Origin of the sequence: Pseudomonas sp. FW305-28 (assembly GCF_017351395.1) — a bacterium.
GTDB lineage: Bacteria > Pseudomonadota > Gammaproteobacteria > Pseudomonadales > Pseudomonadaceae > Aquipseudomonas > Aquipseudomonas fluorescens_AA.
On sequence record NZ_JACNDD010000099.1, the window covers coordinates 1 to 25286 of the forward strand.

The 25286-nt window shown below is 62.6% G+C and carries 18 protein-coding genes; 2 read left to right on the forward strand and 16 right to left on the reverse strand.

Annotated features, from left to right (window positions below; translation table 11 throughout):
- From J4E53_RS21095 to J4E53_RS21165, 15 genes are all read right to left on the reverse strand, one after another.
- A partial coding sequence (locus tag J4E53_RS21095) for an autotransporter outer membrane beta-barrel domain-containing protein (RefSeq protein ID WP_207268181.1) occupies positions 1-878 on the reverse strand: 878 nt, incomplete at its 3' end.
- 295 nt (positions 879-1173) lie between these two features.
- Complete coding sequence (locus J4E53_RS21100) at positions 1174-3633, reverse strand: autotransporter outer membrane beta-barrel domain-containing protein (protein WP_103310011.1); 2460 nt, start codon at positions 3631-3633, stop codon at positions 1174-1176.
- 181 nt (positions 3634-3814) lie between these two features.
- Positions 3815-4579, reverse strand: coding sequence for an endonuclease/exonuclease/phosphatase family protein (locus J4E53_RS21105; protein WP_219734525.1), 765 nt, complete (start codon positions 4577-4579; stop codon positions 3815-3817).
- Between the two features lie 175 nt (positions 4580-4754).
- Positions 4755-5519: a PIG-L deacetylase family protein gene (locus J4E53_RS21110; protein ID WP_060742232.1), complete on the reverse strand. Its 765-nt coding sequence runs from the start codon at positions 5517-5519 to the stop codon at positions 4755-4757.
- A 252-nt stretch (positions 5520-5771) separates the two neighbouring features.
- On the reverse strand, positions 5772-7931 hold the full coding sequence (gene glgX, locus J4E53_RS21115; RefSeq protein WP_103310010.1) for a glycogen debranching protein GlgX: 2160 nt from the start codon (positions 7929-7931) through the stop codon (positions 5772-5774).
- A 228-nt stretch (positions 7932-8159) separates the two neighbouring features.
- Complete coding sequence (locus tag J4E53_RS21120) at positions 8160-8504, reverse strand: DUF2934 domain-containing protein (protein ID WP_060742234.1); 345 nt, start codon at positions 8502-8504, stop codon at positions 8160-8162.
- Between the two features lie 20 nt (positions 8505-8524).
- Positions 8525-11311, reverse strand: a complete 2787-nt coding sequence (locus J4E53_RS21125) for a malto-oligosyltrehalose synthase (RefSeq protein ID WP_103310008.1) — start codon at positions 11309-11311, stop codon at positions 8525-8527.
- Positions 11308-13386 (reverse strand): 4-alpha-glucanotransferase, encoded by a 2079-nt coding sequence (gene malQ, locus J4E53_RS21130; protein WP_103310006.1) that lies wholly within the window; start codon positions 13384-13386, stop codon positions 11308-11310. The genes J4E53_RS21125 and malQ overlap by 4 nt, the downstream gene beginning before the upstream one ends.
- Complete coding sequence (gene treZ, locus J4E53_RS21135) at positions 13383-15185, reverse strand: malto-oligosyltrehalose trehalohydrolase (RefSeq protein WP_103310005.1); 1803 nt, start codon at positions 15183-15185, stop codon at positions 13383-13385. The genes malQ and treZ overlap by 4 nt, the downstream gene beginning before the upstream one ends.
- 7 nt (positions 15186-15192) lie before the next feature.
- Positions 15193-16764, reverse strand: coding sequence for a glycogen synthase GlgA (glgA, locus tag J4E53_RS21140; protein ID WP_103310003.1), 1572 nt, complete (start codon positions 16762-16764; stop codon positions 15193-15195).
- 637 nt (positions 16765-17401) lie between these two features.
- Positions 17402-18364 (reverse strand): D-2-hydroxyacid dehydrogenase family protein, encoded by a 963-nt coding sequence (locus J4E53_RS21145; protein ID WP_103310002.1) that lies wholly within the window; start codon positions 18362-18364, stop codon positions 17402-17404.
- An 11-nt stretch (positions 18365-18375) separates the two neighbouring features.
- Positions 18376-19407, reverse strand: a complete 1032-nt coding sequence (locus J4E53_RS21150) for an alpha/beta fold hydrolase (protein WP_103310000.1) — start codon at positions 19405-19407, stop codon at positions 18376-18378.
- Between the two features lie 85 nt (positions 19408-19492).
- The gene (locus J4E53_RS21155) at positions 19493-19927 is read right to left on the reverse strand and encodes a YqaA family protein (protein ID WP_103309999.1); all 435 of its coding nucleotides are present in this window, start codon (positions 19925-19927) and stop codon (positions 19493-19495) included.
- Positions 19927-20373: a DUF411 domain-containing protein gene (locus J4E53_RS21160; RefSeq protein WP_103309997.1), complete on the reverse strand. Its 447-nt coding sequence runs from the start codon at positions 20371-20373 to the stop codon at positions 19927-19929. Before J4E53_RS21160 ends, J4E53_RS21155 begins: the two co-directional genes overlap by 1 nt.
- A 271-nt stretch (positions 20374-20644) precedes the next feature.
- Positions 20645-22639, reverse strand: coding sequence for a methyl-accepting chemotaxis protein (locus J4E53_RS21165; protein ID WP_103309996.1), 1995 nt, complete (start codon positions 22637-22639; stop codon positions 20645-20647).
- 238 nt (positions 22640-22877) lie between these two features.
- Between J4E53_RS21165 and J4E53_RS21170 the strand changes: the two genes are divergently transcribed.
- Positions 22878-23066, forward strand: coding sequence for a hypothetical protein (locus J4E53_RS21170; RefSeq protein ID WP_042731964.1), 189 nt, complete (start codon positions 22878-22880; stop codon positions 23064-23066).
- 9 nt (positions 23067-23075) lie between these two features.
- Here J4E53_RS21170 and J4E53_RS21175 read toward each other — a convergent pair whose 3' ends face one another.
- On the reverse strand, positions 23076-23456 hold the full coding sequence (locus J4E53_RS21175; protein WP_060742244.1) for a hypothetical protein: 381 nt from the start codon (positions 23454-23456) through the stop codon (positions 23076-23078).
- A 295-nt stretch (positions 23457-23751) separates the two neighbouring features.
- On the opposite strand from J4E53_RS21175, the gene J4E53_RS21180 reads away from it, so the two are divergent.
- Positions 23752-25286, forward strand: a 1535-nt coding sequence (locus J4E53_RS21180) for a penicillin acylase family protein (RefSeq protein ID WP_207268182.1), incomplete at its 3' end; no start/stop codon positions are given.

Below are 25286 nucleotides of genomic sequence, written 5' to 3' on the forward strand. Positions count from 1 at the left end.
CCGTTGAGATCGTTGTCGTCGACGTCACTGCTGTAATCGGCGCTGACATACAGGCTGACCGCCGGCGTGACCCGGGCCACCAGGCCCAGGCCGACTTCGACGGTGGAGGATTTTCGGCTGCTGCTGATCTTGTCGACCTTATCCAGGGACACCGTGCTGGCGTCCTGGACGGTGTGCCACAGGTTGGTTCGCAGGTAAGGCTCCACACCGAGGCCGTTGACCTGGTAGTTACCTTTGAGGCGTGCACCAACGCGGCCGCTCCAACTGCTCAATTCATCGCCGGAGCCGCTTTCGGCATTTGGCGTATCGAGGGTGACGCGCTGATTGATCAGTTGCGCCTGGGGTTCGACCACCCAGTGGGTGCTGATGCCAATAGGGAAGCCACCTTCGACCGACAGCGTCACCGCATGGCCTTCGGTGGCCTGGCGCTGGCCTTGTTCGGTGCGGCTGTAGCCATTGACCCGGCCACCGCTGGCACTCAGGTCGACGTGCCAGCCCGCGGGACCGGTCAGGCTCCAATAGGCGCCGAGGCTCGAACCTTTCAGATTGAGGGCATCTTTGTCCGGGTCGGCCAGCGCGGGCATCACCAGCAGGCCGCCGCCGGTTGAAGTGATCTGGTGTTGCCCACTGATCAGTCCCATGCGCTGGGTATGACCGTCGCCGTTGCGCAATGTGAACAGGGCGGGGCTTTTGCCGGAAGGAGGTTCACTTCCAACAAGTGCGGTATCGAGGTGGGTGGATGATGTTCGGTCGTACCAGGGCTGCACGGTCTCCTCGGCAGGCCAGGCCTGGACCTCCATGGATGAAAGCAGCAGCAACGATGTCGAGACGGTATGGAGAGTGGTGGTGAACTCTTGTGGACGGAGGGAAGTTTTCATGGGGGCCTGCCTTGCAATCGCATGCGTTTCTCGCTTTTCTGGCGTCTCTCCTACCCCGAATGAGGGGCGACCGAATGGATTGGGGCAAGCCTCTGGCGGCCCGTCTTGACGGGTTCCAGAGGCCTGCCCCTGACTGTATTTCCGGGGGTAGTATGGTGTAGTCAAGAAGACTGATGGCGGCGCGTCAAGAAAATGAACGATGAATGGCATGCTGAAATCAGCGCTAATAAAGCGCTGATTTCAATTGGTTATTATGGTGGATATTCGGGCGTCAAGCCTCTGTCGTAGACCCTGCCTACCAACTGATTCGAAAACCGACGTTGCCCATGACACTGTGTTGCTGGTTGCTGTCGAGGTTTTGGCTGTAGTTCGCGCCGGCGTACAGGGCGACGCTGGGCGCCAGGCTCACGTTGACGCCAATCCCGAGGTCGCCGGTGGAGGCGCGCTGCTGGGTCTCGACCCGTTCGGTGTCGTCGAATATCACCGAGTCGGTGCCGGAAAACGTATGCCAGAGATTGGCGCGCAAGTACGGTTCCACAGGCATGCCGCTGACCTGATAGCGGCCCTTGAGCCGCGCACCGAGGCGGCCGGTCCAGGCACCGTCGGAATCGAATTCGACCTTGGAGACCCCATCGTTTTGCGTATCCAGGGAGACCTTTTGGTAGATGATCTGGGCCTGGGGTTCAAAGTCCCAGTCAGTGGTCACCTTGAAGGGATAGCCGGTCTCTGCCGAAGCGGTCAAGGCGTGCCCGCGATTGTCGATTTTCAGGCCGCGCTCGGAACGGTTGTCGCCGTTCAATCGCGTGCCCATCACCACGGCGTCGACGTAGCCGCCGTTGGGGTCGGTGAGCGTCCAGTAGAGCCCGTAGCTGTCGCCGTCGAGTTCTATCTTGCCGGCGCGCCGGCCTTCGAAACCCAGGTTGAAGCCTTTGACATTGCCGTTCAATTCCGTGTGCCCGACGAAGAAGCCAATGCGCTGGGTCTGGCCGCCGGACAGAAGCGAGCTGTACAGGTCGTTGCCCACCTGGAACCCCTTGATCGACCCATCGAACTGCGGCGTCACCGTACCGGCCCAGGTTTTATCCAGGTCTACGCCATAGACCCGGCCCCAACCCGCGCCGAACGCGCCGGTTTCCGTGAGCAGGCGCTGGTCACCCTGACGGTCATGGAACGTACCGAGGGCCATTAACGTCAATTGCGCCGCCGCCGGAGGCAGTACCGACCAGGTCGGCACTTCCGGGCGATACAACGGGATGGGGGCCGCGCCGGGCACTGCGGTTGGCAAGGGCGGCAGCGTCGGCACGGGGGGCGCGCCCGGCGCGGGAGGCACCGTCGGGATGGGCGCCGCTACCGGTCCGGCGACCACGGTGGAGCGCAGGTACCAGTTGTTTTGATTACCGCTCACGCCACCTTTGAACAGGCGGTAATCGAACGCGCCGGCCGAGACGGACTGCGCCAGGGAAAAGGCATCGATGTTACTGACCGCGCCTCCCTGGGCCTGGACCACTTCGATGCCGTCCTGGGTCGTCTGTGCGCCCGTGCCGCCCAGGTTCGTGACCGTGATGGCGGTATTACCGGTGAGCGTCCCGCCATTGACCACGAGTTTGTCGCTGGCGGAGCCATCGGCACCGACGGCCGTTTGCACATGCAACTGGCCATTGTTGCCGACGTAATTGCCTTGGACGGTAAGCGTGTCGTTGGTGCGAGTATTGCCCTGGGTAAGGTCTATCGTGCCGGCGTTGTTGAGCGTCGCCAGTTGACCGGCAGTAAAAGGGGCGATGACGCCTTGGGTCGCCGTCAGCGTGCTGCCGCTCTCGATGTTGAACGTCCCGGTGCCGGTGGCACTGTCACCCAACGTCAGCGTGTCGTTAAGCTCCAGTTGCGAGCCTTGGGTGAGGTTGACCGTTTCCCAATTGAGGTAGCGGGCGCCGGTGCTGGAGGTGCTGCCTTCAAAGGTCAGGATGTCTTGGCCCAATCCGCCATTCACGCTGGGGGTGATGCTCAGTCCGGCTTCATCGAGGTTGCTCAACAGCGCCGTGTCGTTGCCGTCACCCATCAGGATGGCCGAGTGAATGAGGCCGCCGCTCCACTGAAACTGGTCATCGCCGGCACTGGCCCGGACCTCACCGAGGATTTCGCCGCCGCTGACGGTAATGCTGTCGTTGCCGCCGCTGACACTGACATTGCCGCCGATGCGTCCCGCGGAGAGGATGATGGTGTCCTGGCCGAAACCGGTCACCAGGTTGCCGATGATATTGCCGCCGGACATATCGAAAACGTTGTCATCGAGCTTCATGTCGACCCGGCCGATGGTACCGCCCGTCATCTTGGCGATGTCGCCGTCTTCGAACGCATCGACGATGGTGCCACCGGTCATCAGGAATTGATCGAGGCCGTCGCCTTGGGCCAGGGAGAGGATCCTGCCGCCGTTCATGACGAAAGAGTCGGCTTCCGAGCCTTGCTCGACATCACCGTCAATCACGCCGTTGGCGTTGATCTCGAGGGTGTCGACGCCGGTGCCGAACGTGACGTCGCCGGTAATGACACCGCTGCCGTTGGCGGGCATGGTCAGGCTGTTGTTGCCTGAAAGGTCCGTCAGCCCGGGGCTGGTGCCGCTGTCGCAGACATAGGTGTCATTGCCGGCGGTTGGCGCCAGCGTGCAGGCTGCCATGGCGGCGGGTGCGGGTAACAGGAAGGGAGCCGATACCCACAAGGCGTTGAACAGCCGATTGAATCCTTTATCGTGCCGAATCATGTGCTATCCCTCTGCATCGGCATCCCCATGGATACCGGTTTCAGCATCGGTTGCACAACAGATGGCACACAGGGCCTGGCAACGCTCGCTGTATGGAATGGCACCGTAGCAACGAATAAAGGGCGTCGCTACTGTCAGAACTTACAGGTCCACGGGCAGAAAGCCTGAGGAAAGGCCTGCTCTACAAATGCACTTCCACCGAAAGCGGCAGATGATCGCTCAGGTGGGTCCAGGGTTTGTTACCCAGTATTTGCGGGGAATGACTGCTGGCGTTGCGCAAGTAGATGCGGTCCAGGCGCAACAGCGGGAAGCGGGCCGGATAGGTCCTGGCGGGGCGGCCCAAGTGGTGTTCGAAGGCTTCGTGCAAGTAACCTCGACGGGCGAGGGCGAGGTTGCCGCGCAGTTGCCAGTCGTTGAAGTCACCGGCAATGATCACCGGGGCGTCCGCAGGCAGCGAGTCGAGCAATTGGCAGAGCAGCTTGAGCTGTAACTGGCGATGGCTTTCCAACAGGCTCAAATGCACGCAGATCCCGTGGACCGCGGCGTGGCCTGGCACATCCAGCACGCAATGCAACAACCCGCGCCGCTCGGGGCCGGTGATGGACACGTCGAGATTGCGGAACTGGCGGATCGGGTACTTGGAAAGCAAGGCGTTGCCATGGTGGCCATCGGGGTAGACCGCATTACGGCCGTAGGCGAAGTCGCTCCACATGCTGTCGGCGAGGAATTCGTACTGGGACGTCTGGGGCCAGTTGTCGTAGCGTGACGCGTGGCGGTCATGTTCGCCGAGCACTTCTTGCAGGAACACCAGATCGGCACCGGTACTGCGCACCGCTTCGCGCAATTCCGGCAGGATGAAGCGCCGGTTGAGGGCGGTGAAGCCCTTATGAGTGTTGACCGTCAGGACCCGCAGCCGATGAACCGCCGCAGGCGCGTCCGATGGCATTGGTTCGACAGCTCGCCAATCGGGATCTTGAGTCACGTTCACTCCTGAATCAGACGTACTTGTTCATGCGACTGATCCAAAGCGCCGGCAGTTCCGGATTTTTCGTGTCCCTGCCGGGTTCGTCGAACCTGGCCTGCCGCTATCGCGAACAAGTCCAGTTCCTACAGGCAGGCGTTCAGATGAAGACAATCTCATAGGGCAAGCCCATCCGGTCAAGGATGACCCTGGGCAACAGCGGGGCGATGCCGCTCGCCGGTTCGCCGCTGAGTTGGCTGACGTAGGCGTGCATGGCGTGACGTTTGCGGGCGGTGGTCCAGACGTCGAGGCGCAGTTTGCGGGCCCGGTGCCAGGGGATTTTATTCTGCTCGCGGACCGGCCAGTGCCAGGCCCACACCGGCAGCTCGTTGAACGCCACTCCGATCCTGTCGGCGGCCAGGGCCCCAGCGCGTCCGACAGTGTCGTGGTCGCTGTCGCCGTCCTGGCGCCAGGTGCTGAACACCACGTCACCGGGGCGCAGGTGACGGGCAATAAACGTGGCCAGTTCGGTTTCGTGTTCGGCCAGGTTTTTTTCCGGAAAACCGCCGCGCACCCATTGCAGGCCATGGGCGGCGATGCCCAGGCGATGCAGGGCGTCGACGCTTTCCTGGGGGTGAGGGCGGTGCACACGCAGGCGTTCGTCGTTCCACAGCGGTGAGCCGGGGTGGGCCAGGGCGCCATCGGTGACCGAGATCAGCAACATGGGCTGGTCCAGGTTGTTCAGCAATTGCAGCAATCCGCCACAGGCGCCGACCTCATCGCCCGGGTGCGGGGCAAGGATGACGGCGCGAGCGCCGGCGGGAATGAGTGTCTGGGTACTGATGATCGGAATATCGGCCAATTGCGCAGCACTGTTCCAGATTTGCGGGTGCTGCCGGCCAGGCAGGCGAGAGGCGGGCTTCATAAGCGACATCCTTGTTATGTGTTCAATCTTTCAGCCATGCACCGTGCCTACTGTCCGATGGCACCGATGGGGCATGACTGCGATTCACAGCGCTCCGAATCCTGGAGACTACCGCAGGGGGAAGTATTGACCATGTCAGCCGATCCGTCTCGTGACATGTGCATCTGAGCTGCATTTTTTTCTTGAAACTGGACGGTGTGGAATAAAAAACCGCGTCCTTGCGGTTCCTTATGGCTGTTCACAGCAGGTATTTCAATCCTCTTCTTCGCGTTGCAGTTCGAACAGCAGCAGCGAGCGCCCGGTGACAGAGTATTCGGAATCGAAATCGAAGCGCTCCTGCCCACGAACGGTCGGCTGGTTGGTGTCGACCATGCAGGTCCAGAAACTGCCCTCCGGGACTTCCGGCAAGCGGAAGTTGACGATGTCATGATGCGCGTTGACCACCAGCAGCAGCGTCGCATCGCCCCCCTTGCGCCGAATGCCGGTTTCCTGGGCACGGCCGTCCATCAGCATGCCGAGGCAGCGACCATGGCTGTCCTGCCATTGTTCGATGGTCATTTCGCTGCCGTCCGGGGCCAGCCAAGTCACGTCCTTGACGCCGATGTCCTCGTTGTAATTACCCACCAGGAAGCGTCCGCGTCGCAGGATCGGGTAGGTCAGGCGCAACTTGATCAGGCGCTTGACGAACTTGAGCAGCGTCGCGCCATCCTCGCTCAGGTCCCAGTTGACCCAGCCAATCTCGCTGTCCTGGCAATAGGCATTGTTGTTGCCGTGCTGGGTACGGGCAAACTCGTCGCCGGCGACGATCATCGGCGTGCCTTGGGCCAGCAGCAGGGTGGCGAAGAAGTTGCGCATCTGCCGATGGCGCAGCGCGTTGATCTGCGGATCATCCGTCGGGCCTTCGACGCCATGGTTCCAGGACAGGTTGTTATTGCTGCCGTCCTGATTGTTCTCGTCGTTGGCTTCGTTGTGCTTGTCGTTGTACGACACCAGGTCATGCAAGGTGAAACCGTCGTGGGCAGTGACGAAGTTTACCGAGGCATACGGCCGCCGGCCACGCTGGTTGAACATCTCGCCCGAGGCGGTCATTCGGCTGGCAAAGTCGGCGAGTTGGCCGTCATCACCCTTCCAGAAGGCGCGTACCGTGTCGCGGAACTTGTCGTTCCACTCGACCCAGCCTGGCGGGAAATGCCCCACCTGGTAGCCCCCGGGGCCACAGTCCCAAGGCTCGGCGATCATTTTTACCTGGCGCAGCACCGGATCCTGGCGGCAGGCGACGAGGAAGCTGTGGCGCTCGTCGAAACCGTCATGGTAACGGCCGAGAATGGTCGCCAGGTCGAAGCGGAAGCCATCGACGTGCATTTCCGTGGCCCAGTAGCGCAGGGAGTCGGTGACCATCTGCAGCACGCAGGGATGGCTCAGGTCCAAGGTGTTGCCGGTTCCGGAGTCGTTGATGTAGTAGCGTTTGTCGTCGGGCATCAGCCGGTAGTAGGAGGCGTTATCGATGCCGCGCATGGACAGGGTGGGGCCCTGTTCGTTGCCCTCGGCGGTGTGGTTGTAGACCACGTCGAGGATGACTTCCAGGTTGGCCTCGTGCAGGTGGGCGACCATCTCCTTGAACTCGGCGATCTTGCCGCTGGCCAGGTAGCGCGGGTCGGGCGCGAAGAAGGCAATGCTGTTGTAGCCCCAGTAATTGGTCATGCCTTTGTGCAGCAAGTGCTGGTCATTGACGAAGGCATGGATGGGCAGCAGTTCCACCGAAGAGACACCCAGCTTGCGGATATGCTCCAGCACATCGTCGACCATCAGCCCGGCGAACGTACCGCGCAGGTTCTCGGGCACCGACGGGTGACGCATGGTGAGGCCGCGCACATGGGTTTCATACAGGATGGTCTTGTCCCAGGGCACGCTGACGCGATGGTCGTGGCCCCAGGTGTGCGCGGGGTCGATGACTTTGCACTTGGGAACGAACGGGGCGCTGTCGCGCTCATCGAAGCTGAGGTCGCCGTCGGGGTGGCCGATGGTGTAGCCGAACAGGGCTTCGGACCACTTCAATTGGCCGACCAGTTGCTTGGCGTAGGGGTCGATCAGCAGCTTGTTCGGGTTGAAACGATGACCGTTCGCCGGGTCATATGGGCCATAGACCCGGTAGCCATAGATCAATCCCGGGTGGGCATCGGGCAGGTAACCGTGGTAAATCTCGTCGGTGTACTCCGGCAGCTCGATGCGTTCGAGTTCGACTTCGCCGGCATCATCGAAAATGCACAGTTCGACCTTGGTGGCATTGGCTGAAAACAGCGCGAAATTGACCCCGAGGCCATCCCAGGTTGCACCCAGTGGAAAAGGCAGCCCTTCACGAATCCGCGAAGCCTCGATAACGGGCGGCGGCGTGGTTTTGTTTGGACGGGTCATAGTTGCTCCTGCAAAAAAACAGACAGATACAGCGATGCGGTTCACTTGAAAGGGATGGCATCACCCTTCACCTGTGGCGAGGGGATTCATCCCGTTACGTGGGACAAAGTTGCTTTTCTGTGGGAGCAAGGCTTGTCCGCGATAAAGCGATGCGTTCCTCCGGACATCGAGGCGCCTGTTTCGCGAGCAAGCGTTGCTCCCACCTGACGAGGAGACCGATAGGAGGAATCAAACCGCCGGCGGCTTGCGCGGTGCACGCGGCTTTTTGTCGGTAGTCTTGCTCGCCGGTGGCACGATCGCTGCGGCAGGCTTGGCCGCCGGCTTGACCTTGGGCGTGGTACTTTTCGCGGCGGTCTTGGCCGTGGTGGCCTTGGTTGCAGCAGGCTTGGCGCCATCGGTCTTGCTGGTCGTCGATTTACTCGCGGCCTTGGCTGGCTTGCTGGGTGCCAGGGCTTCGGCTTCAGCCAGTTTGCGCGCCATCTCCCAGTGGCGTTTTTCCTGCCCGGCAGGCTTACCTTCGGACTCCCAGATCTGATAGGCGAATTCGCGAATGCGTTTATCGTCGGTACTCATCGCAGTGCTCCTGATTCAACTCAAGGTTGGATAAAGACATTGACCGGGAAATCCCCCAGCGCGGTGCTGATCAGCAGCTCCCTTTGGGGTGTGACTGTTGCGCTTGAAAAAAGTCCCTTCAGTTTTTCATCCTTGGCGGCGAACGGTAACGATACGCGGGTATCGCCCCAATCCGACGCAGCCACCAGCGGCACGGCACTGTTTTCCAGCAAGTGCGCCGCATGGACAGGTACCACAATGATCGCCCGTTGTTGCGAGTCCTCGCGCATGAAGGCCAATACCCGATGGGCCTGCTCACCGAGCACGTCCAGCGGTTGGTAGCGGCCCTGGCGCCATAGCTGTGGATATTCGGCTCGCACGGCCAGTGTCCGGGCGATCAATGCCTGTTTGATCCGGCCGTCACGCCAATCGCGTACCAACGCGGCTGGGGGGCTGTCGGCCTGCATCGCTTCGCGGCGTGCCTGGAAATCCACCGGGCGACGGTTGTCCGGGTCCACGAGACTGAAGTCCCAGAACTCGTTGCCTTGGTACAGGTCCGGTACGCCGGGTACGGTCATGCGCAGCAAAGTTTGCGCCAGACTGTTGAGGGCGCCCGCCGGCGCGACGGCCTGGACCGCCTCGGCGATGGCGTTGCGCAAGGGCAGCCCCTCATCGCCCAGCAGCAGGCGTTCGAGGAACATCTGGGTGGCTTGCTCATAAGCGTCGTTGACCGCCGCCCAGCTGCTTTGCAACTTGGCTTCGCGCAGGGCCTTGCGTTGCCATTGCCACAGGCGCTCGTTGTAGGCGGCCAGCGCCTGGTGGTCCTGGAGGTCGAGGTCCAGCGGCCAACTGCCTAGCAACGCCTGGTACAGGATCAGTTCATCACCGGCCGAGGGCGCCGCCGGGTCGCTGTGCAGCGAAGGCGAGAGGATGCGCCATTGTTCCACGCAGGCGGCGTACCAGTCGGCGCGCTCGCTGAGCACGGCCAGCCTGGCGCGGGTGTCTTCGCCGCGCTTGTGGTCGTGGGTGGCGGTGGTCATCAGGTTGTCGGGAAAGTGCTCGAGGCGTTCGGCGCACACTTGGTGGAACGCCTGCGCCGGGGCGCTGAAACGCTCGGTGTCATAGCCCACGTCATTGCGCGACAGCAGCACCGCCGAGCGATAGAGAGCGGTGTCCTCCACGGCCTTGGCGGCGGCCGGCGAGGTCAGTTGCTGGAAGCGTACGCAGGCGTGGCGCAGGCGTTTGCGCTGGCTGCCGCGGGGGCGTTGTCGCCAAGGCATGCCACCGAGCCAGCCCGCCAGGCAGTCGAGCACCGGCCAGTCGGCTTCGCTGAGGGTTTGCCGGGCGCCTTCCAGGGCCTGGTTGAAAAACACCTGGTCTTCAGCAGAGCGCCCCAACGGCGTGATGTAGGTGCGATACACCGGGAAATGCACGACCAATTCCTGCAAGGCCCGCCGAATCGCGCCCAGGGTCAGGTCGCGGGTCATCACATCGTCCCGGGCCACTTGCAGCAGGGCCTGGGCAACGCTTTCGAAATCCCCGGCCAAGGAGCCATTGAGTATCTGCTGGCGAGCCAGGCGGGCTTCTTCGATGAAGTGCGCCGGCCGCTCACTGTGCCGGCTCCAGAATTCGGCAAGGGGGGCGGCACCGGCCGGGTCATGCTGCAACAGCGAGACCTGGTTCATGAACTCGTAGCCGGTACTGCCGTCGATGTTCCAGTCCCGCCGCAACGTCTCGCCATCGCCGAGGATCTTCTCGACGAAAATCGGCAGGTGTCGGCTCGGCGACAGCGAGTTCACGCGTCGGCGCAATTTGCGGCAGTAACCACGAGGGTCGGCAAGACCGTCGATGTGATCGATCCGCAGCCCATCCACCAGCCCTTCGCCGATCAATTCGAAGATCTTGGCATGGGTGGCTTCGAATACCGCCGGACGCTCGACCCGCAGCCCGCCCAGTTCATTGACATCGAAAAAGCGCCGCCAATTGATGTCGTCCGCCGCGGTGCGCCAGCTGGCGAGCCGGTAGCTCTGGCGCTCCAGTAGCTGATGCAGGCGTTCGAAACCCTGGGGCTGGGTAGCGTCGTAGCCAGCCAGGTTGGCCTCGATGGCGGCCAGGATGCCGGCGTGTGCCGCCAGGTCCCGCAACTCCGTTTGCAGCGGACGAGCGAGGGCGTGGGCATCGGTCTGGTAATTCAGCGTGGTGAAGCGCTCAGCCAGGGTCTTGAGCGATTCGGCCTGTTCGACGGGCAGGGTTTCGGTGGGTTTGAGCAGCTCGCCGTAGTGCATCGGGCAAATCGGGAAGCGGTGTTCATAGTGTTCGACGTAGAAGCTGCCATGGGTGGCATCGAAGCGCAGTCGCAAGGTGCCTTCCTGCAAGGCCACGCCGTAGTCGCTGCCCAGGAACGGCAGCAACAACTGGCCTTCCATCAGCGGGTCGGGAGAATGCCACTGGATGTCGAAGAACTCGCCGTACGGGCTGAGTCGACCCCACTCCAGCAGATCCAGCCACCAGGGATTGTCATTGCCGCCGACGGCCATGTGATTGGAGACGATGTCGAGGATCAAGCCCATCCGGTGCTCGCGCAAGGCTGCAACCAGACGCTTGAGCGCGGCTTCGCCACCCAGTTCGGGATTGACCAGGGTCGGATCGACCACGTCGTAGCCGTGCATGGAGCCGGCCCGGGCCTTGAGCAGCGGAGAGGCATAAATGTGGCTGATGCCCAGCGCAGCGAAGTACGGCACCTGGGGTATGGCATCGTCCAGGGTGAAGCCTTTATGGAACTGCAGGCGCAACGTTGCCCGCAGAGGTTGGATCAATGGCTGTTTCATCGGTCACGCTCGTTCGCCTGAAGTCTGGCGCAGGCGAGTATTTCCAGACGCCGGGCGGCGTCCGGGTGATCCAGCAACGCCTGGCTCTGCCGGGCCAGGCGACGGCGCCAATTGGGATGGGTGTCGATGGTGCCGGGCAGGTTGGCCTGCTCCTCGATGCCCAGGGCATCTTCGAGCGGCAACAACACCAGCGGTGCGCGGGTGTGACCGAGGAAACGCACGCTGGCATCCAGTACCTGGTCGGTCTCGCGGTGTTCTTCGCGAAAATTCTGCGGATCCTGATTCAGCGCATGGCGCAGGCCTTCGCGTTCGCGCTCGCGGTGCTTGCGCCAGTCCATTTCGGTGTGGGAGTCGATCAGGTCCAGCCGGGCGTTCCAGTCGATGTCGTGACCGTGCCACCAGCCGTTGAGCGTTGGCAAGTCATGGGTGCTGGTGGTGGCGAGGGCGTTGTCCGGCCAGTCGAGGATGGGTTTGAAATGGGTGTTGTCCTGTTCGAACAGCAGCACGCGCATGCCGAGGATCGAGCGGGCGCTGAGTTTGTCCCGCAAGCCATCCGGCACGGTACCGAGGTCTTCGCCCAGCACGATGGCCTGGTGCCGATGGGATTCCAGCGCCAGCAGGCGCAACAGGTCGTCCACCGGGTAATACAGGTAGGCACCGTCGCTGGGTGGGGCGTCGTTGGGAATCACCCAGAGCCGTTGCAAGCCCATGACATGATCGATGCGCAAGCCACCGGCGTGGGCAAAGTTGGCCCGCAGCATTTCAATGAAGGCGCGAAAGCCGTTGCGCACCAGGCCTTCCGGGGAAAACGCCGAAATGCCCCAGCCTTGGCCGGAGCGATTGAGAATGTCCGGCGGTGCGCCTACGGTCAACGAGGCGAGCAGTTCGTCCTGCCGGCTCCAGGCCTGGCTGCCAGCGCCATCGGCACCTACCGCCAGGTCGGCGATCAGGCCGATGCCCATGCCGCTGGATTTGGCTGCGCTCTGGGCGCGTTCCAGGCAACGGGCGATCAACCATTGGCAAAAGGCGTAGAAACCGATTTCGTCGGCATTTTCTTCGGCGAAATGGGCCAGGACCGCGCTGCGCGGATCGCGCCATTCTTCCGGCCACTGCCGCCAGTCGAGGCTTTCGCCACGGGCGGCGCGTTCGGCCTGCAAGGCCTCGAAGCGGCAATGGTTTTCCAGGGCTTCGCCGCTGGTGTGGCGGAAACTGCTGAAGTCTTCATGCAGCGGATGCGCGCCCTGGCTGAACCCGTCGTACAGGGCGCGGAGGATTTTCTGCTTGGCCTGGGCGGCGACTGGCCAATCGATCAGCGGCTGCTCTTCCAGGTTGCGCAGTTGGTTGGTCAAGCCGGTGGCGTCGATGGCGGTGCGCAGGGCGCGTTCGCCGAGGATGGTGCCGGGGGCGGCATACAGGCTGTTGAGGAACAGTCGGCTGGACGGCGAGTAAGGGCTGTAGCGCCCGGTGTCGCTGCTGAACATCGCGTGCATCGGGCTGATGGCAATGGCCTCGGCACCGCGCTCGCCAGCCACCCGAGCCAGCTCTTCCAGGGCTTGGGTATCACCGAAGCCGCCGTCACCGGGGCGTCGCAAGGCATACAGCTGCGCGCTCAGGCCCCAGGCCCGGGGCGTCGGGTCGTCCACCGCATCGGCCACGCTGTAGCAGCGGGCGGGCGCCACGGCCAGGGTGAAATGCTGGTCCCGGATGCTGACATGCTGATAACCCACCGGGACCATGCCCGGCAGCTTGCCGTCGGCATCGAGGTTCAGATTCAGCGTCGCGCCGTCTTCAAGTTTGATTTCGCAGGGTATCCCGGCCTCGAAGTAGCGGCTCAAGTCCAGGCTGGCCCCGACATCGGCGGTGATCAGCGGTGGCAGTTTATGGTTCTGTTGATCTTCCTGCAGCTGCAGCAGGCTGGCATCGATTTCCTGGGCGCTGCCGGCTGGATGGCCCAGGCCCGTGAGGACCGAACGCAAGACCGCCGGCGAGACTTTCTGGGCCCGGCCATTGGCATCGATCCAATCCACCGCCAGGCCCGCTCGGCTGGCGAGGATTTCCAGTTGCGCATCGCTCATAGGCGCTCTCCAGTGATGTTGGGCAAGGTTGTCGCCTGCGTCAGACTGACCAGCGCGCTGTAGGGCGCAAGGACGCCCTGTTGCAACAGACCCACGACCTGCTGCGGATGTTCGAAAAGAATGCGTGCCTCTTCCGGGGCAGGGTGTGCGACAGGCTGGTCGCCAAGGTTCAGGTCGATGCGCAACACACTGCCATCGCCCAGTCGCCAGCGTGCGCTGACAGCGCCATGGCCCAGCACATCGGCCCCCAGAGCCTGGGCACCGGGCAGGCGCGGGACGATCTCTTCACGGCGGATTTTCAGCAGTTGGCGATACAGCGCCTCGCTGGCCTGCTGCTCCACGCGTTGCGATTCCAGGCTTGGACGTGAAACCTCGAAGGTGCTGGCCGCGTTGGGGTCGGGAATCCGCTCGCGTTTCTGCGGATCGGCAAAGGCACTGAACGCCTTGAACTCGTTCCGTCGGCCTTCGCGCACGAGTTCTGCCAGTTCGCCGTGATGACTGGTAAAGAACAGGAACGGTTGTTCGGCGGCCACCTCATCGCCCATGAACAGCAGCGGGATCATCGGTGACAACAGCAACAAGACTGTCGCCGCTTGCAAGGCCTGGGACGGGGCGAGCTGATGCAGGCGTTCGCCCAGGGCACGGTTGCCGACCTGGTCATGGTTCTGCAGGAACAGCACGAATGCGCTCGGTGGCAGGTGACCGCTGGGTTCGCCCCGGGATTCGCCGTGGCGATTGGTGTGGCCCTGGAAGACGAAACCCTGGCTCAGGCAACGTGCCAGTTGTTCCGTCGGCTGCTCGGCATAGTCGGCGTAGTAGGCGTCGGTCTCGCCTGTCAGCAGTACGTGCAAGGCATTGTGGCCATCGTCGTTCCACTGGGCGTCGTAGCCCTGTTCCAGCAGGCTGGCCTGGTTGTGTTCGTTTTCCACGGTCAGCCAGACATGCCGGGCCGGGTCCACCTGTTCGCGCACCCTGGCCGCCAGTTCCTGGAGAAAGTCCGGAGCTTCGATGGCGTGTACTGCGTCGAGGCGCAGGCCGTCGAAGCGGTATTCCAGCAGCCACATGAGCGCATTGTCGATGAAGAAGTCCCGCACTTCCCGGCGGCGGAAATCGATCGCCGCGCCCCAGGGCGTGTGCTTGTCTTCGCGGAAGAAACTCTTGGCATAGCGGTGCAGGTAGTTGCCATCGGGGCCGAAGTGGTTGTAGACCACATCCAGGATGACGGACAGCCCATGGCCGTGGGCGCTGTCGATCAGATGCTTGAGCTGTTCAGGCGTGCCGTAGGAGGCTTGGGGCGCGTAGGGCAAGACCCCGTCGTAGCCCCAGTTGCGATCGCCGGGAAACTGCGCCAGCGGCATCAGCTCGATGGCGGTGACGCCCAGCCCGGCCAGGCGGGCCAAATGCTGTTCGACACCGTTGAAACCGCCCAGGGCGCCCACGTGCAATTCGTAGATCACGGCTTCGTGCCAGGGACGGCCACACCATTGGGTGTGTCGCCAGGGGTAGGCATGGGGGTCGACCACCACGCTGTGACGGTCGATGTCGCCGGCCTGGGCGCGGGAGGCCGGGTCCGGCACCTCCAGCTCGCCATCGATGTTGTAGCGGTAGCGGGTGCCGGCGGGGCAACGGGTCTGGATCATGAACCAGCCGTCGGCTTGGGGCAGTAGCGGTATCGAATCTCCAGTGTCGAGTTCGACACTGACAAAAAAGGCATCCGGGGCCCAGAGGGTGAAGCGGGCGTGCTCGTCATCCAGCATGACCGCCCCGTGGGTCCATGTCTCAGGCGTCCTTGACGTCATTGTTACCTCATTGTCTGGCCGATTTTCCCAGTGACTTCGCCACCAGCTGTTCGTAGAGTTCGGCGTAGGGTTCCACGGCCTGGCACCAGTTGAACGGTGCCGACATGGCCCGGCAGCGCATGGCGTTGAGCAGGTCGGGGAACTCGAAGACCTTGAAGGCCCGGCTCAAGGCCTGCTTGTAGCTCTCCACGGTGGACTCATCGAACAGGAAACCGGTGACGCCATCTTCGATGGTGTCCGCCAGGCCTCCGGTATTGCGCGCCACCGGCAGCGAGCCGAAACGTTGGGCGTACATCTGGCTCAAGCCGCAGGGCTCGTAGCGCGAGGGCATCAGCAGGAAATCGCTGCCGGCGAACATCCGCCGCGCATCGGTTTCGTTGAAGCCGATACGCACGCCGATGCGGCCGGGGAAGCGCAGTGCCAGTTCGCGCATGGCCTGTTCTTCCTCCGGTTCGCCGCGGCCGATGATGGCGATCTGGCCGCCAGATTCGACGATGAACTCGGCGACCGCTTCGGTCAGGTCCAGGCCTTTCTGGTAGACCAGGCGCGACACCACGGCGAACAGCGGGCCAGGGGAGTCGTCGAGGCCAAACAGTTCACGCACATGGCTGGCGTTGACGGCCTTGCCTTCCCAGTCGCCCATGGCGAACTGACGGAACAGGTGGGTGTCGGTGGCCGAGTCCCAGCTTTCATCGATGCCGTTGGGGATGCCGCTGAGCAAGCCTTGTTGGGTCTTGGCAGCCAGGAAACCGTCGAGTCCGCAACCAAACGCCGGGGTGGTGATCTCCTGGGCGTAGGTGGCGCTGACTGTGGTGATGTGGCTGGAGTAGGCCATCCCGGCCTTGAGGAACGACAGTTTGCCGTAGAACTCCATGCCTTCCTGTTGCAGGGCGTGCTCGGGGATGCCCAGTTCCGGGCAGGATGCCAGGCTGACCACGCCCTGGTACGCCAGGTTGTGGATGGTGAACAGGGTCGGGGTGCGTTGCCCGCGCCAGTGCATGTAGGCCGGCGCCAGTCCTGCTGGCCAGTCGTGGGCGTGGACCAGGTCCGGGCACCAGTGGATCTGTGCCAGGTTGGCGGCGATGTCGGCGGCGGCCAGGCCCAGGCGGGCGAAGCGAATGTGGTTGTCCGGCCAGTCGCGACCGTTGTTGGCACCGTAGGGAGAACCTTCGCGGGCAAACAGTTCCGGGCAGATGAGTACGTAGATCACCAGGCCGTCGGCCATGTCCATGCGCCCGATCTTGCAGGGCGGCAGTGCTGCGTGGCCGCCCAGTTCGCCGACGATGTGGATCGGATTGCCGCTGTTCATCACTTGCGGATAGCCAGGGATCAGCACCCGGACATCATGCAGCCCGGCCATGGCCCGGGGCAGTGCCGAGGACACATCGCCCAGGCCGCCGGTCTTGACCAGGTCGGCGATTTCCGAGGTGACGAACAAGACTTTCTTGCGATTGGGATTCTGTCGAACGACGGGGAGCAGTGCCTTGCCGCCGGTGGCCAGCACCGGAGCCGTCGGCGATTCGGCCGCCGGCGGTAATTGAGAACGGACTTGTTGTGGTTCCAAGGCAGCACTGATCATAAATATCTCCCATTTTCTCGATCTGTTTCCGGCAAGCGCCAGAGCTGTTGTTTCATTGGCCAAATCCTGCGGCCAGGCGCACAAGCGCTACGCAAGGAAAGCGACGGCTACCCAAACGCGGCGAAGCGAATCAGCTGAAGGAGCTGTTGCAATGACCAGTGCAAGGACTGCACCAGTCGCTGTTGCCCTACCTCTAACCTGACCTGTCGCCGTTGCGAAAAGTTTCGACTTTTTTTCGTCTGGATGACCGGTCGGTTTTCCCCCCGGTTAGGCAGTCTAGGTCATATCCTAGAGCGGTGCGCCTCGGTTCGTCGCATTGTCCGACAATCACGTTTTTTAGCGGCAATGTCTTACACGACGAAGGGGAATACGCACCGACGAAGTGCAGTTTCCTGCAAAGAAAAAAGTGTAAGGGGAGGGCGTTGGTTCATTGGCGTGCGCGATGGAATGGCGCGATGCACCATTGGAGGGCGGGCGAGATAGAGGCGTTTTGATGGCTAATAGCATCCTTGGAAGCACGCTGTTTCCTGTGGGAGCGAGCTCGTGATAGAGGTGTGTCAGGCACAAACCTGCAACTGATCCTCCGCTATCGCGAGCAAGCTCGCTCCCACAGAAAAAGTGGGGATGCTCCTCCGGTTCAGCCCGGCGGCGTCAGCAACCGAATCGGCTGGCCCGCCGCCCAGGCCAGCAGGTCTTCGATCATCAGGGAATAGAACTGCTGGTAATTCTGTCGGCTGACATAACCCACATGAGGCGTGGCCAGCACGTTCTCCAGGGTGCGGAATGGATGGGCCAGAGGCAAGGGCTCCTGGGCGAAGACGTCCAGGGCGGCACCGGCCAGGCGCCGGTGCTGGAGGGCGTCGATCAGGGCGGCTTCATCGACGATCGGCCCGCGGGAGGTGTTGACCAGCAGCGCCTCGGGTTTCATCCAGCCCAGCGCCTGGGCATCCACCAGGCCGCGGGTGCGTTCGCCGAGCACCAGGTGGATCGAGAGAATGTCGGCCTGTTCGAACAACGCCTGCTTGCTGACGTAGGTCACGCCCACTTCGGCGGCCCGTTCGGCGCTGAGGTTCTGGCTCCAGGCGATGACCCGCATGCCGAACACCTGGCCGAACTGCGCCACCCGTGTACCGATGCTGCCCAGGCCGAGGATCGCCAGCGTCTTGCCGTGCAGGTCGCCGCCCAGGCCTTGTTGCCACAGACCGGCGCGCAAGGCATTGGCTTCCTGCACCAGGTTGCGGGCCAGGGCCATGATCAGCGCCCAGGTCAGTTCGGGCGCGGCGTGCTTGTAGCTGTCGGTGCCGCACACCTGGATGCCCAGCTCGGCGGCGGCCTTCAGGTCCAGGGCGGCATTGCGCATGCCGCCGGTGAGCAGCAGCTTGAGATTGGGCAGGCGGCGCAGCAGGCCTTCGTCGAACACGGTGCGTTCACGCATCACGCAGATCACCTCGAAGCGCTGCAAGCGTTCGGCGAGGGTGTCGCGGTCGGCGGGATAGTCGTGGAGAAAGGTCACTTGGCCGACGCCTTCGAGCACCGACCAATCCACCACACCGCGTGCCACATCTTGCCAATCGTCTATGACTGCTATTTGCACCGCCATGGAACACCTCGTCAGGGAATAGGTTTGTCCAGCCAGCCCAGCAGGGCCTTGTGGAACCGATCCGGCTCTTCCATCTGCGGGGCATGCCCCAGATTGGGGAACTCCACCAGGGTCGAGCGGGGAATCAGCCCGGCGGTCTGCTTGCCCAATACCTCGTAGTGGCCCAGTCTGGCCTTTACCGCCGGCGGCGCGATGTCGCTGCCGATGGCGGTGGTGTCGGAGGTACCGATCAACAACAGGGTGGGTACGGTCAGGTCCTTGAATTCGTAATAGACCGGCTGGGTGAAGATCATGTCGTAGATCAGCGCCGAGTTCCACGCCACTTGTGTATGGCCCGGGCCTTTGTTCAAGCCGGCGAGCATGTCCACCCAGCGGTCGAACTCAGGTTTCCAGCGGCCGGCGTAATAGGTCGTGCGCTCGTAATTGCGAATGCCCTCGGCGGTGACTTTCAGCTCACGGGCGTACCATTGGTCCACGGTGCGGTAGGGCACGCCCAAGGCTTTCCAGTCTTCCAGGCCAATGGGGTTGACCATCGCCAGGCGCTCGACCTGATCGGGAAACTGCAAGGCGTACCGAGTGGCGAGCATGCCGCCGGTGGAATGGCCGAGGACGATGGCTTTCTGTACGCCGAGGGTCTTGAGCAAGGCCTGGGTGTTGGTCGCCAGTTGCTGGAAGCTGTACTGGTAATGCTCAGGTTTGCTCGATGTGCAGAAGCCGACCTGGTCCGCGGCGATGACCCGGTAGCCGGCTTCGCTCAGCACCTTGATCGAATCGCCCCAGGTGGCGGCGCAGAAATTCTTGCCGTGCATCAGCACCACGGTGCGGCCATTGACCTTGCCTTGGGCCGGCACGTCCATATAGCCCATCTGCAACGATTGGCCCTGGGACTGGAAGGCGAAGTGCTTGAGGGTATAGGGGTATTCGAAGCCCTCCAACTGGGCGCCGTAGGCCGGGCCTTCCGGCGGGCTGGCGGCCTGGGCGAGCAGGGGCAGGGCGGCGCTGAGCAAGAGGCTGGGTAACCAGCGCGTGGGGGTTCGGGACATGGTCAATCTCCTTGTGGCCGCGGCCGATCCTGGCGCGACCCGATTATGGCGACATTAACCACAGGCAACCGAACGGCCCGAATGTTCAACCCATCCAGCCCAGCGTGGCCAGGGCGAGGACGCCATAGCGCAAACCTTTGGCAACGGTCACGATCAGCAGGAAGCGGCGCCATGGCTCGCCCATTACCCCGGCCACCAGGGTCAACGGATCGCCGATGATCGGCAACCAACTGAGCAGCAGCGACCAGCGGCCGAAGCGCTGGTAATGCACGCGAGCCTTGTCCAGGTGTGTCGGGCTGACCGGAAACCAGCGCCGGTCCTTGAAGTGTTCCAGGCGCGTGCCCAGCCACCAGTTCACCAGCGAACCCAGGACGTTGCCGAGCGTGGCGACCCCCAGCAACAGCCAGACAACGTGGCGCTCGCTGAGCAACAGGCCGACCAGCAAGGCCTCCGATTGCAGCGGCAGCAAGGTCGCCGCGCCAAATGCCGCCAGGAACAAGCCGATATAGGCTTGGCCCATCAGTGGGCCGGGTAATCCGCCACTACGGTTTGGGTCCCGTCTTTTTTCAGGCCGATCACTTGATAAGCGTCGCTCATGCCGTCCATTTCCATGCCGGGCGAGCCCATGGGCATGCCCGGTGCGGCCACACCGAGCAAGTCATCGCGCTTGCTCAGCGCCAGTACCTGATCGGCCGGGACATGGCCCTCGACGAATTTGCCGTTGATTTCGGCGGTGTGGCAGGAGCGCAGGTTTGGCGCCACGCCGAGGCGTTGCTTGACCGAACTCATGTCGGCTTCGACATGGTCGTTGACCTTGAAGCCGTTTTCTTGCAAATGCGAGATCCACTTTTTGCAGCAGCCGCAACTGGCGTCACGGTGCACATCGATGGTGACCGGTTCGGCGGCCTGGGCCAGGGTGGTCATGAACAGGGCGCTCAAGGCGAGCAGGTGCAGGGGATTGGCCATGAAGGAGGTCTCGTGTCGAACGGTTTGGCGCAAGGATAACAGAGTAGCGAGCACGAGCTGACAGGGGGCTGAGGCGGGGATTACAGAATTGTCAGGTTGAGAGGGCGAATACAGTCCTGTGGGAGCGAGGCTTTGTGGGGGAAATGCTCTGTGGGAGCAAGGCTTGCCCGCGATAGCAGCGCCTCGGTAGCAATTTGACCCCGAGTCGCCTGCATCGCGAGCAAGCTCAACTCCCACAGAAACTCAACTCCCACAGGGGGAGGGTGAGGTTTTAGCGAACCTTGAACCGCCCCATGATCGCATTCACCCGTGTGTTGGCGTCCAGCAGTTGCCGGGTGTTGGTTTCGCTGGCCAGGCCACTTTCCACCAGTTCCTCCACCATGTGGCGGATTTGCACCATGCTGCGATTGATCTCTTCGGTCACCGCGCTTTGTTGCTCGGCGGCCGTGGCGATCTGGGTGCTCAGGCTGTTGATCTGGCTGACCGAGCCGGCCATTTCGTCCAGGCCCGAGTTGACGCGCGAGGTCGCGTCGGCGGCCGACTGGCAGCTGGCCTGGGTGTTTTCCATGGCCGAGACCGACGAACTCACGCCTTGGGTCAGGCGGGTCAGCATTTCGTTGATTTCCGAGGTGCTGGCCTGGGTGCGGGCGGCGAGGGCGCGGACTTCGTCGGCCACCACGGCAAAACCACGGCCTTGCTCGCCAGCCCGGGCGGCTTCAATGGCGGCGTTGAGCGCCAGCAGGTTGGTCTGCCCGGCGATGGCGCCGATCACACCCAGGATCTCGGTGATGCGCTGAGCGTCCTGTTGCATGCTCTCGACCTTGTGGGTGGCGCTGGCCACTTCATCGATCAAGGCCACCACACTGTTGGAGGCCTCACCGACCACCACGCGGGAGCGATCGGCATGCTCGTTGGCGCGTTGAGTGAACGCCGCAGTCTCGGCCGCGTTTTGGGCGACGCTTTCAGCCGTGGAGCTCATCTGGGTGATGGCGGTCACGGTCTGGTCGGTTTCCGAGGCGTGGCGCATCAGGATTTCGCTGGTGTGGGCCGAGGTCCGCTGCAGATCGCCCAGGCTCGACGCCATGGCGCCAGTGGCCTGGGTGACTTCACCGATCATATCTTGCAGGTAAGCGATGAAGCGGTTGACCGAGTGACCGATCGCTCCCAATTCATCCTCGGCCCGGATGGTGATGCGTCGGGTCAGGTCGGCATCGCCGGTGGACAAGGCGTCGATGTTGCCTTTGAGGACTTTCATGCGATTGGTTAATTGGCGGATCGCGTACAGCTGCATCAAGACCAGCAGGATCACCATCGGGATCTGCAGCAGGCTCAGCGTGCTCAGTACATCATCGCGCTGGGCCGTGATCAGGCGAGTCGGCAATGCGGTGGCAAGGAACCACGGCGAACCTTCGATAGGGCGCATGAAGAAGGTGCTGGCCTCGCCCTTGTTGTCGAACTCCACACGTTGCAGCGGCTGATCGCGCTTGGCCAGGCCCGCCTTGACCTGGGCGGCGAATGGCGAGGTGGTCGCCAGTTCACTGATGTTCTTCAGCACGATCGGACCGCTGATGCGCGAACTGTTGCTGATGATCTTGCCGTCGGCTTCGACGATCAGCATCTCGGCGCTCAGGTCGGCTTCCTTGCGTGCCACCAGCTCATTGAAGAAGCCCAGGGTCACATCAATGGTGGAAACGCCGTAAGGCACGCCGTTTTTCTGGATGGCCATGGCGCAGTTGGTGCGTGGTTCGGCACTGGCGTCGTCTTTATAGGCCGCGGCCCAGGCGCATTTGCCCGGAGGGGTAGCCATGCCGCCCTTGTGCCAGGGTTGTTCGTAATAGTTGGGCGCGGCGTCACTGTTCCAGAAGGTATTTACCACCAGTTTGCCGGACGCATCGCGGTGCCAGAACGTGCTGAATTTACTGCGTCCCTCGGCCCGCTGGTTGGGCAAGGGCCAGATCCCACCGCCGAAGACTTTCAGCTCGCCGTACTGGTCCACCAGCCCCGGCAACACTTTGTCGATGGCATCGCTGTCGAGCAGCGGGATGGTCTGGGTAATGCTGCGTTGCTGCGCCTGTACCTTGTTCAGTTCGCCCTGGATCTGCTCGGCAACCTCGGCGATGCGGTTAAGTGCCACTTGCTCTTCCGTCTGGCGCAGCTTGGGCGCGACCAGGTAACTGATGCCCACCACGGTCAGGAGGGACAACACCAGCATGAAAATAACCAGAAACAGGGTATAGCGAGCCTGGATCGTTCGGAGTGAGGGCATACGAGGAGTCCTTGCACGAAGGCGATTTTCTGGAACTGGCGAATGGGCAGTTCTGTATATATCGGCCTGGCGGGACGCAGCTTTAGGTGTCGGTAGCCAAGGAATAAAACGAGCGGATTGCACGAAGACGCGCCTTCGGCTGTACCATGGGGCCCCGTTGGTGAGTCGTCATTCCGGTAGATGAGGTATGGATCGGCAAGCCTTCGGATACAGAACGGATACATTCAGGAAATTGGCAATGACTCATTCGCAACGTTTGAAATACTCGATTCTGATCGTCCTCGTCGTCCTGGCAATCATGCTCGGGCTGTCCTGGATGCAGGGCAAGGGCATGATCAGCGAGCAGCTGTTTCAATACATCGCCATTGCCGTGGCGGTCATCGTGGTGGTGATCAACGGTGTGATGCGGCGCAAGGTCAAGCCCTGAGCGCCGCCTTCATTCCTCGGCCTCGAGCACGGCCATCGCGCTGGGGTGCAGGCGATAGCTTTTATCGGGGTTGAGGGTCACGACGCCCTCGCTGCACAGGCGCTTCAACACCTCGCGTACGCTGAGAAAGGACAACGGAATGTCCAGCCCCAGTAACTGGCTGTGCACACCACGCACGCCCAGGCAGCGGTTTTCGTGGGCGGCCTTGAGCAACGCGTCGATGACTTTGAGGCGAATCAGGCTGGTCCTCAGCCCGAAGCTCTTGAGCAGGCGCCTGATGTGGTCATTGCCGCCGCGCTCTGGCGGCCTCTCGAATTCACGGTGGGTGGCGCTCAGCGAGACGCCGGTCGGCCTTGGCTTGCCCTCCATGGGCAGTTGCGCGTTACGCATGCAGAAACTCCTTACCAGCCAGATCAGAAAAGGTCACGAATACTCTCCTGTTATAGGACGAACGAGGGCGCGCAATCATGAGGGTGGCGATGTGAAAAAATTGCCCCTGCTTCGTCAAACCCCCGTGTTCAAGCGGTATCCAGCCATTAATTTTTTTTCATCCGGTTCGTTTTCAAGGTAGGCACATTCCGGTTCAGCACACGGTGTGTGATTTCCCAGGCGGGCCGAGTGCTGTCTACTGGCGCACCGGTAGCCGTCCTGGTTTCTGCAGTTTTCATCAGGAGTGAACGTGAGAATGTCCGGGCAGTTATCGAGGGTTGGCCTTGCAGGTGCTTTTCTGGGGATCGCCCTCGGGCTCAGCCCCGTGGTCAGTGCACAGGACGATGGGCAACAGGCCAGTGCCGAGATCCGTCGCACCCGTTTTGGCGTGCCACATATCCGGGCTCAGGACGAGCGTGGGCTGGGTTATGGCATCGGGTATGCCTACGCCCAGGATAATTTGTGCCTGCTGGCCAATGAGATCGTCACGGTCAATGCCCAGCGCTCGCGTTATTTCGGGCCCGAGCAGGTTACGGTCGAGCAGCGGCAGAACCGCGTCAGCGATCTGTTTTTCAGCTGGCTCAACACGCCGCAAGCGGTCTCCGGTTTCTGGCAGGCCCAGCCGCCTCAAGTGCAACAACTGGTCGAAGGTTATGCGGCGGGCTACAACCGCGCGTTGGCCGAGCGCAAGGCCAAGGGCCTGCCCGAGCAATGCGCCAGCGATTGGGTGCGGCCGATCACCGCGCTGGACCTGGTCAAATTGACCCGTCGGTTGTTGGTGGAAGGCGGCGTCGGCCAGTTCGCCGAAGCCCTGGCTGGCGCACAACCGCCCCAGGCGACGGCACGCGCGGACGCCCCGGTCGCCGGTTTCGCCGCCGCCGCGACCCGGCAGCAGCGTTTTGCCCTGGAACGCGGCAGCAATGCCCTGGCCATTGGCAGCGAGCGCTCGTTCAATGGTCGCGGGATGCTGCTGGCGAATCCGCATTTTCCGTGGGTAGGCGGCATGCGTTTCTACCAGATGCACCTGACCATCCCCGGCAAGCTGGACGTCATGGGCGCGGCGCTGCCAGGCCTGCCGATGATCAACATCGGTTTCAGCCAGCACCTGGCCTGGACCCACACCGTCGACAGTTCCAAGCATTTCACCCTGTACCGGCTGCAGCTCGACCCGAAGGATCCGACCCGCTACCTGCTCGATGGCAAATCCGTGCCGATGAGCCAGCAGACGGTCGCGGTGGACATCAGGCAGCCCGACGGCCAGGTACAGACGGTTTCTCGCGTGGTCTATGGCTCGCAGTTCGGCCCGATCGTGCAATGGCCCGGCCGGCTGGACTGGGACAACCAGTTCGCCTACAGCCTGCGTGATGCGAACCTGGAAAACGATCGCGTGCTGGCCCAGTGGTACGCCATGAACAAGGCCGTCACCCTCAAGGATTTGCAGGACGCTGTCCATAAAATCCAGGGCATTCCCTGGGTCAATACCCTGGCGGTGGACGACCAGGGGCAAAGCCTCTACATGAACGTGTCGGTGGTGCCGAACGTCGACGCCGACAAGCTGGCCCGGTGCAGCGATCCCAGGGCCGGATTGCAGCTGATCGTGCTGGATGGCAGCCGCAGCGAATGTGCCTGGGGCAGCGATTCCAGCGCGGTGCAAAAGGGTATTTATGCCGCCGACAAGCTCCCGCAGCTGCTGCGCCGCGATTATGTGCAGAACTCCAACGATTCGGCCTGGATGGTCAACCCCGCTCAGCCGTTGTCCGGTTATTCCCCGGTGATCAGCCAGCAAGGCCA

Coding starts and splice junctions, on each gene's coding strand:
- glgX (WP_103310010.1), bottom strand. CDS start 7,931: ATGACCCGTCCAAACAAAACCACGCCGCCGCCCGTTATCGAGGCTTCG.
- J4E53_RS21155 (WP_103309999.1), bottom strand. CDS start 19,927: ATGGGCCAAGCCTATATCGGCTTGTTCCTGGCGGCATTTGGCGCGGCG.
- glgA (WP_103310003.1), bottom strand. CDS start 16,764: ATGATCAGTGCTGCCTTGGAACCACAACAAGTCCGTTCTCAATTACCG.
- J4E53_RS21150 (WP_103310000.1), bottom strand. CDS start 19,407: ATGTCCCGAACCCCCACGCGCTGGTTACCCAGCCTCTTGCTCAGCGCC.
- J4E53_RS21110 (WP_060742232.1), bottom strand. CDS start 5,519: ATGAAGCCCGCCTCTCGCCTGCCTGGCCGGCAGCACCCGCAAATCTGG.
- treZ (WP_103310005.1), bottom strand. CDS start 15,185: ATGACGTCAAGGACGCCTGAGACATGGACCCACGGGGCGGTCATGCTG.
- J4E53_RS21170 (WP_042731964.1), top strand. CDS start 22,878: ATGACTCATTCGCAACGTTTGAAATACTCGATTCTGATCGTCCTCGTC.
- J4E53_RS21175 (WP_060742244.1), bottom strand. CDS start 23,456: ATGCGTAACGCGCAACTGCCCATGGAGGGCAAGCCAAGGCCGACCGGC.
- J4E53_RS21125 (WP_103310008.1), bottom strand. CDS start 11,311: ATGAAACAGCCATTGATCCAACCTCTGCGGGCAACGTTGCGCCTGCAG.
- J4E53_RS21105 (WP_219734525.1), bottom strand. CDS start 4,579: ATGCCATCGGACGCGCCTGCGGCGGTTCATCGGCTGCGGGTCCTGACG.
- J4E53_RS21100 (WP_103310011.1), bottom strand. CDS start 3,633: ATGATTCGGCACGATAAAGGATTCAATCGGCTGTTCAACGCCTTGTGG.
- J4E53_RS21160 (WP_103309997.1), bottom strand. CDS start 20,373: ATGGCCAATCCCCTGCACCTGCTCGCCTTGAGCGCCCTGTTCATGACC.
- J4E53_RS21120 (WP_060742234.1), bottom strand. CDS start 8,504: ATGAGTACCGACGATAAACGCATTCGCGAATTCGCCTATCAGATCTGG.
- J4E53_RS21165 (WP_103309996.1), bottom strand. CDS start 22,639: ATGCCCTCACTCCGAACGATCCAGGCTCGCTATACCCTGTTTCTGGTT.
- malQ (WP_103310006.1), bottom strand. CDS start 13,386: ATGAGCGATGCGCAACTGGAAATCCTCGCCAGCCGAGCGGGCCTGGCG.
- J4E53_RS21145 (WP_103310002.1), bottom strand. CDS start 18,364: ATGGCGGTGCAAATAGCAGTCATAGACGATTGGCAAGATGTGGCACGC.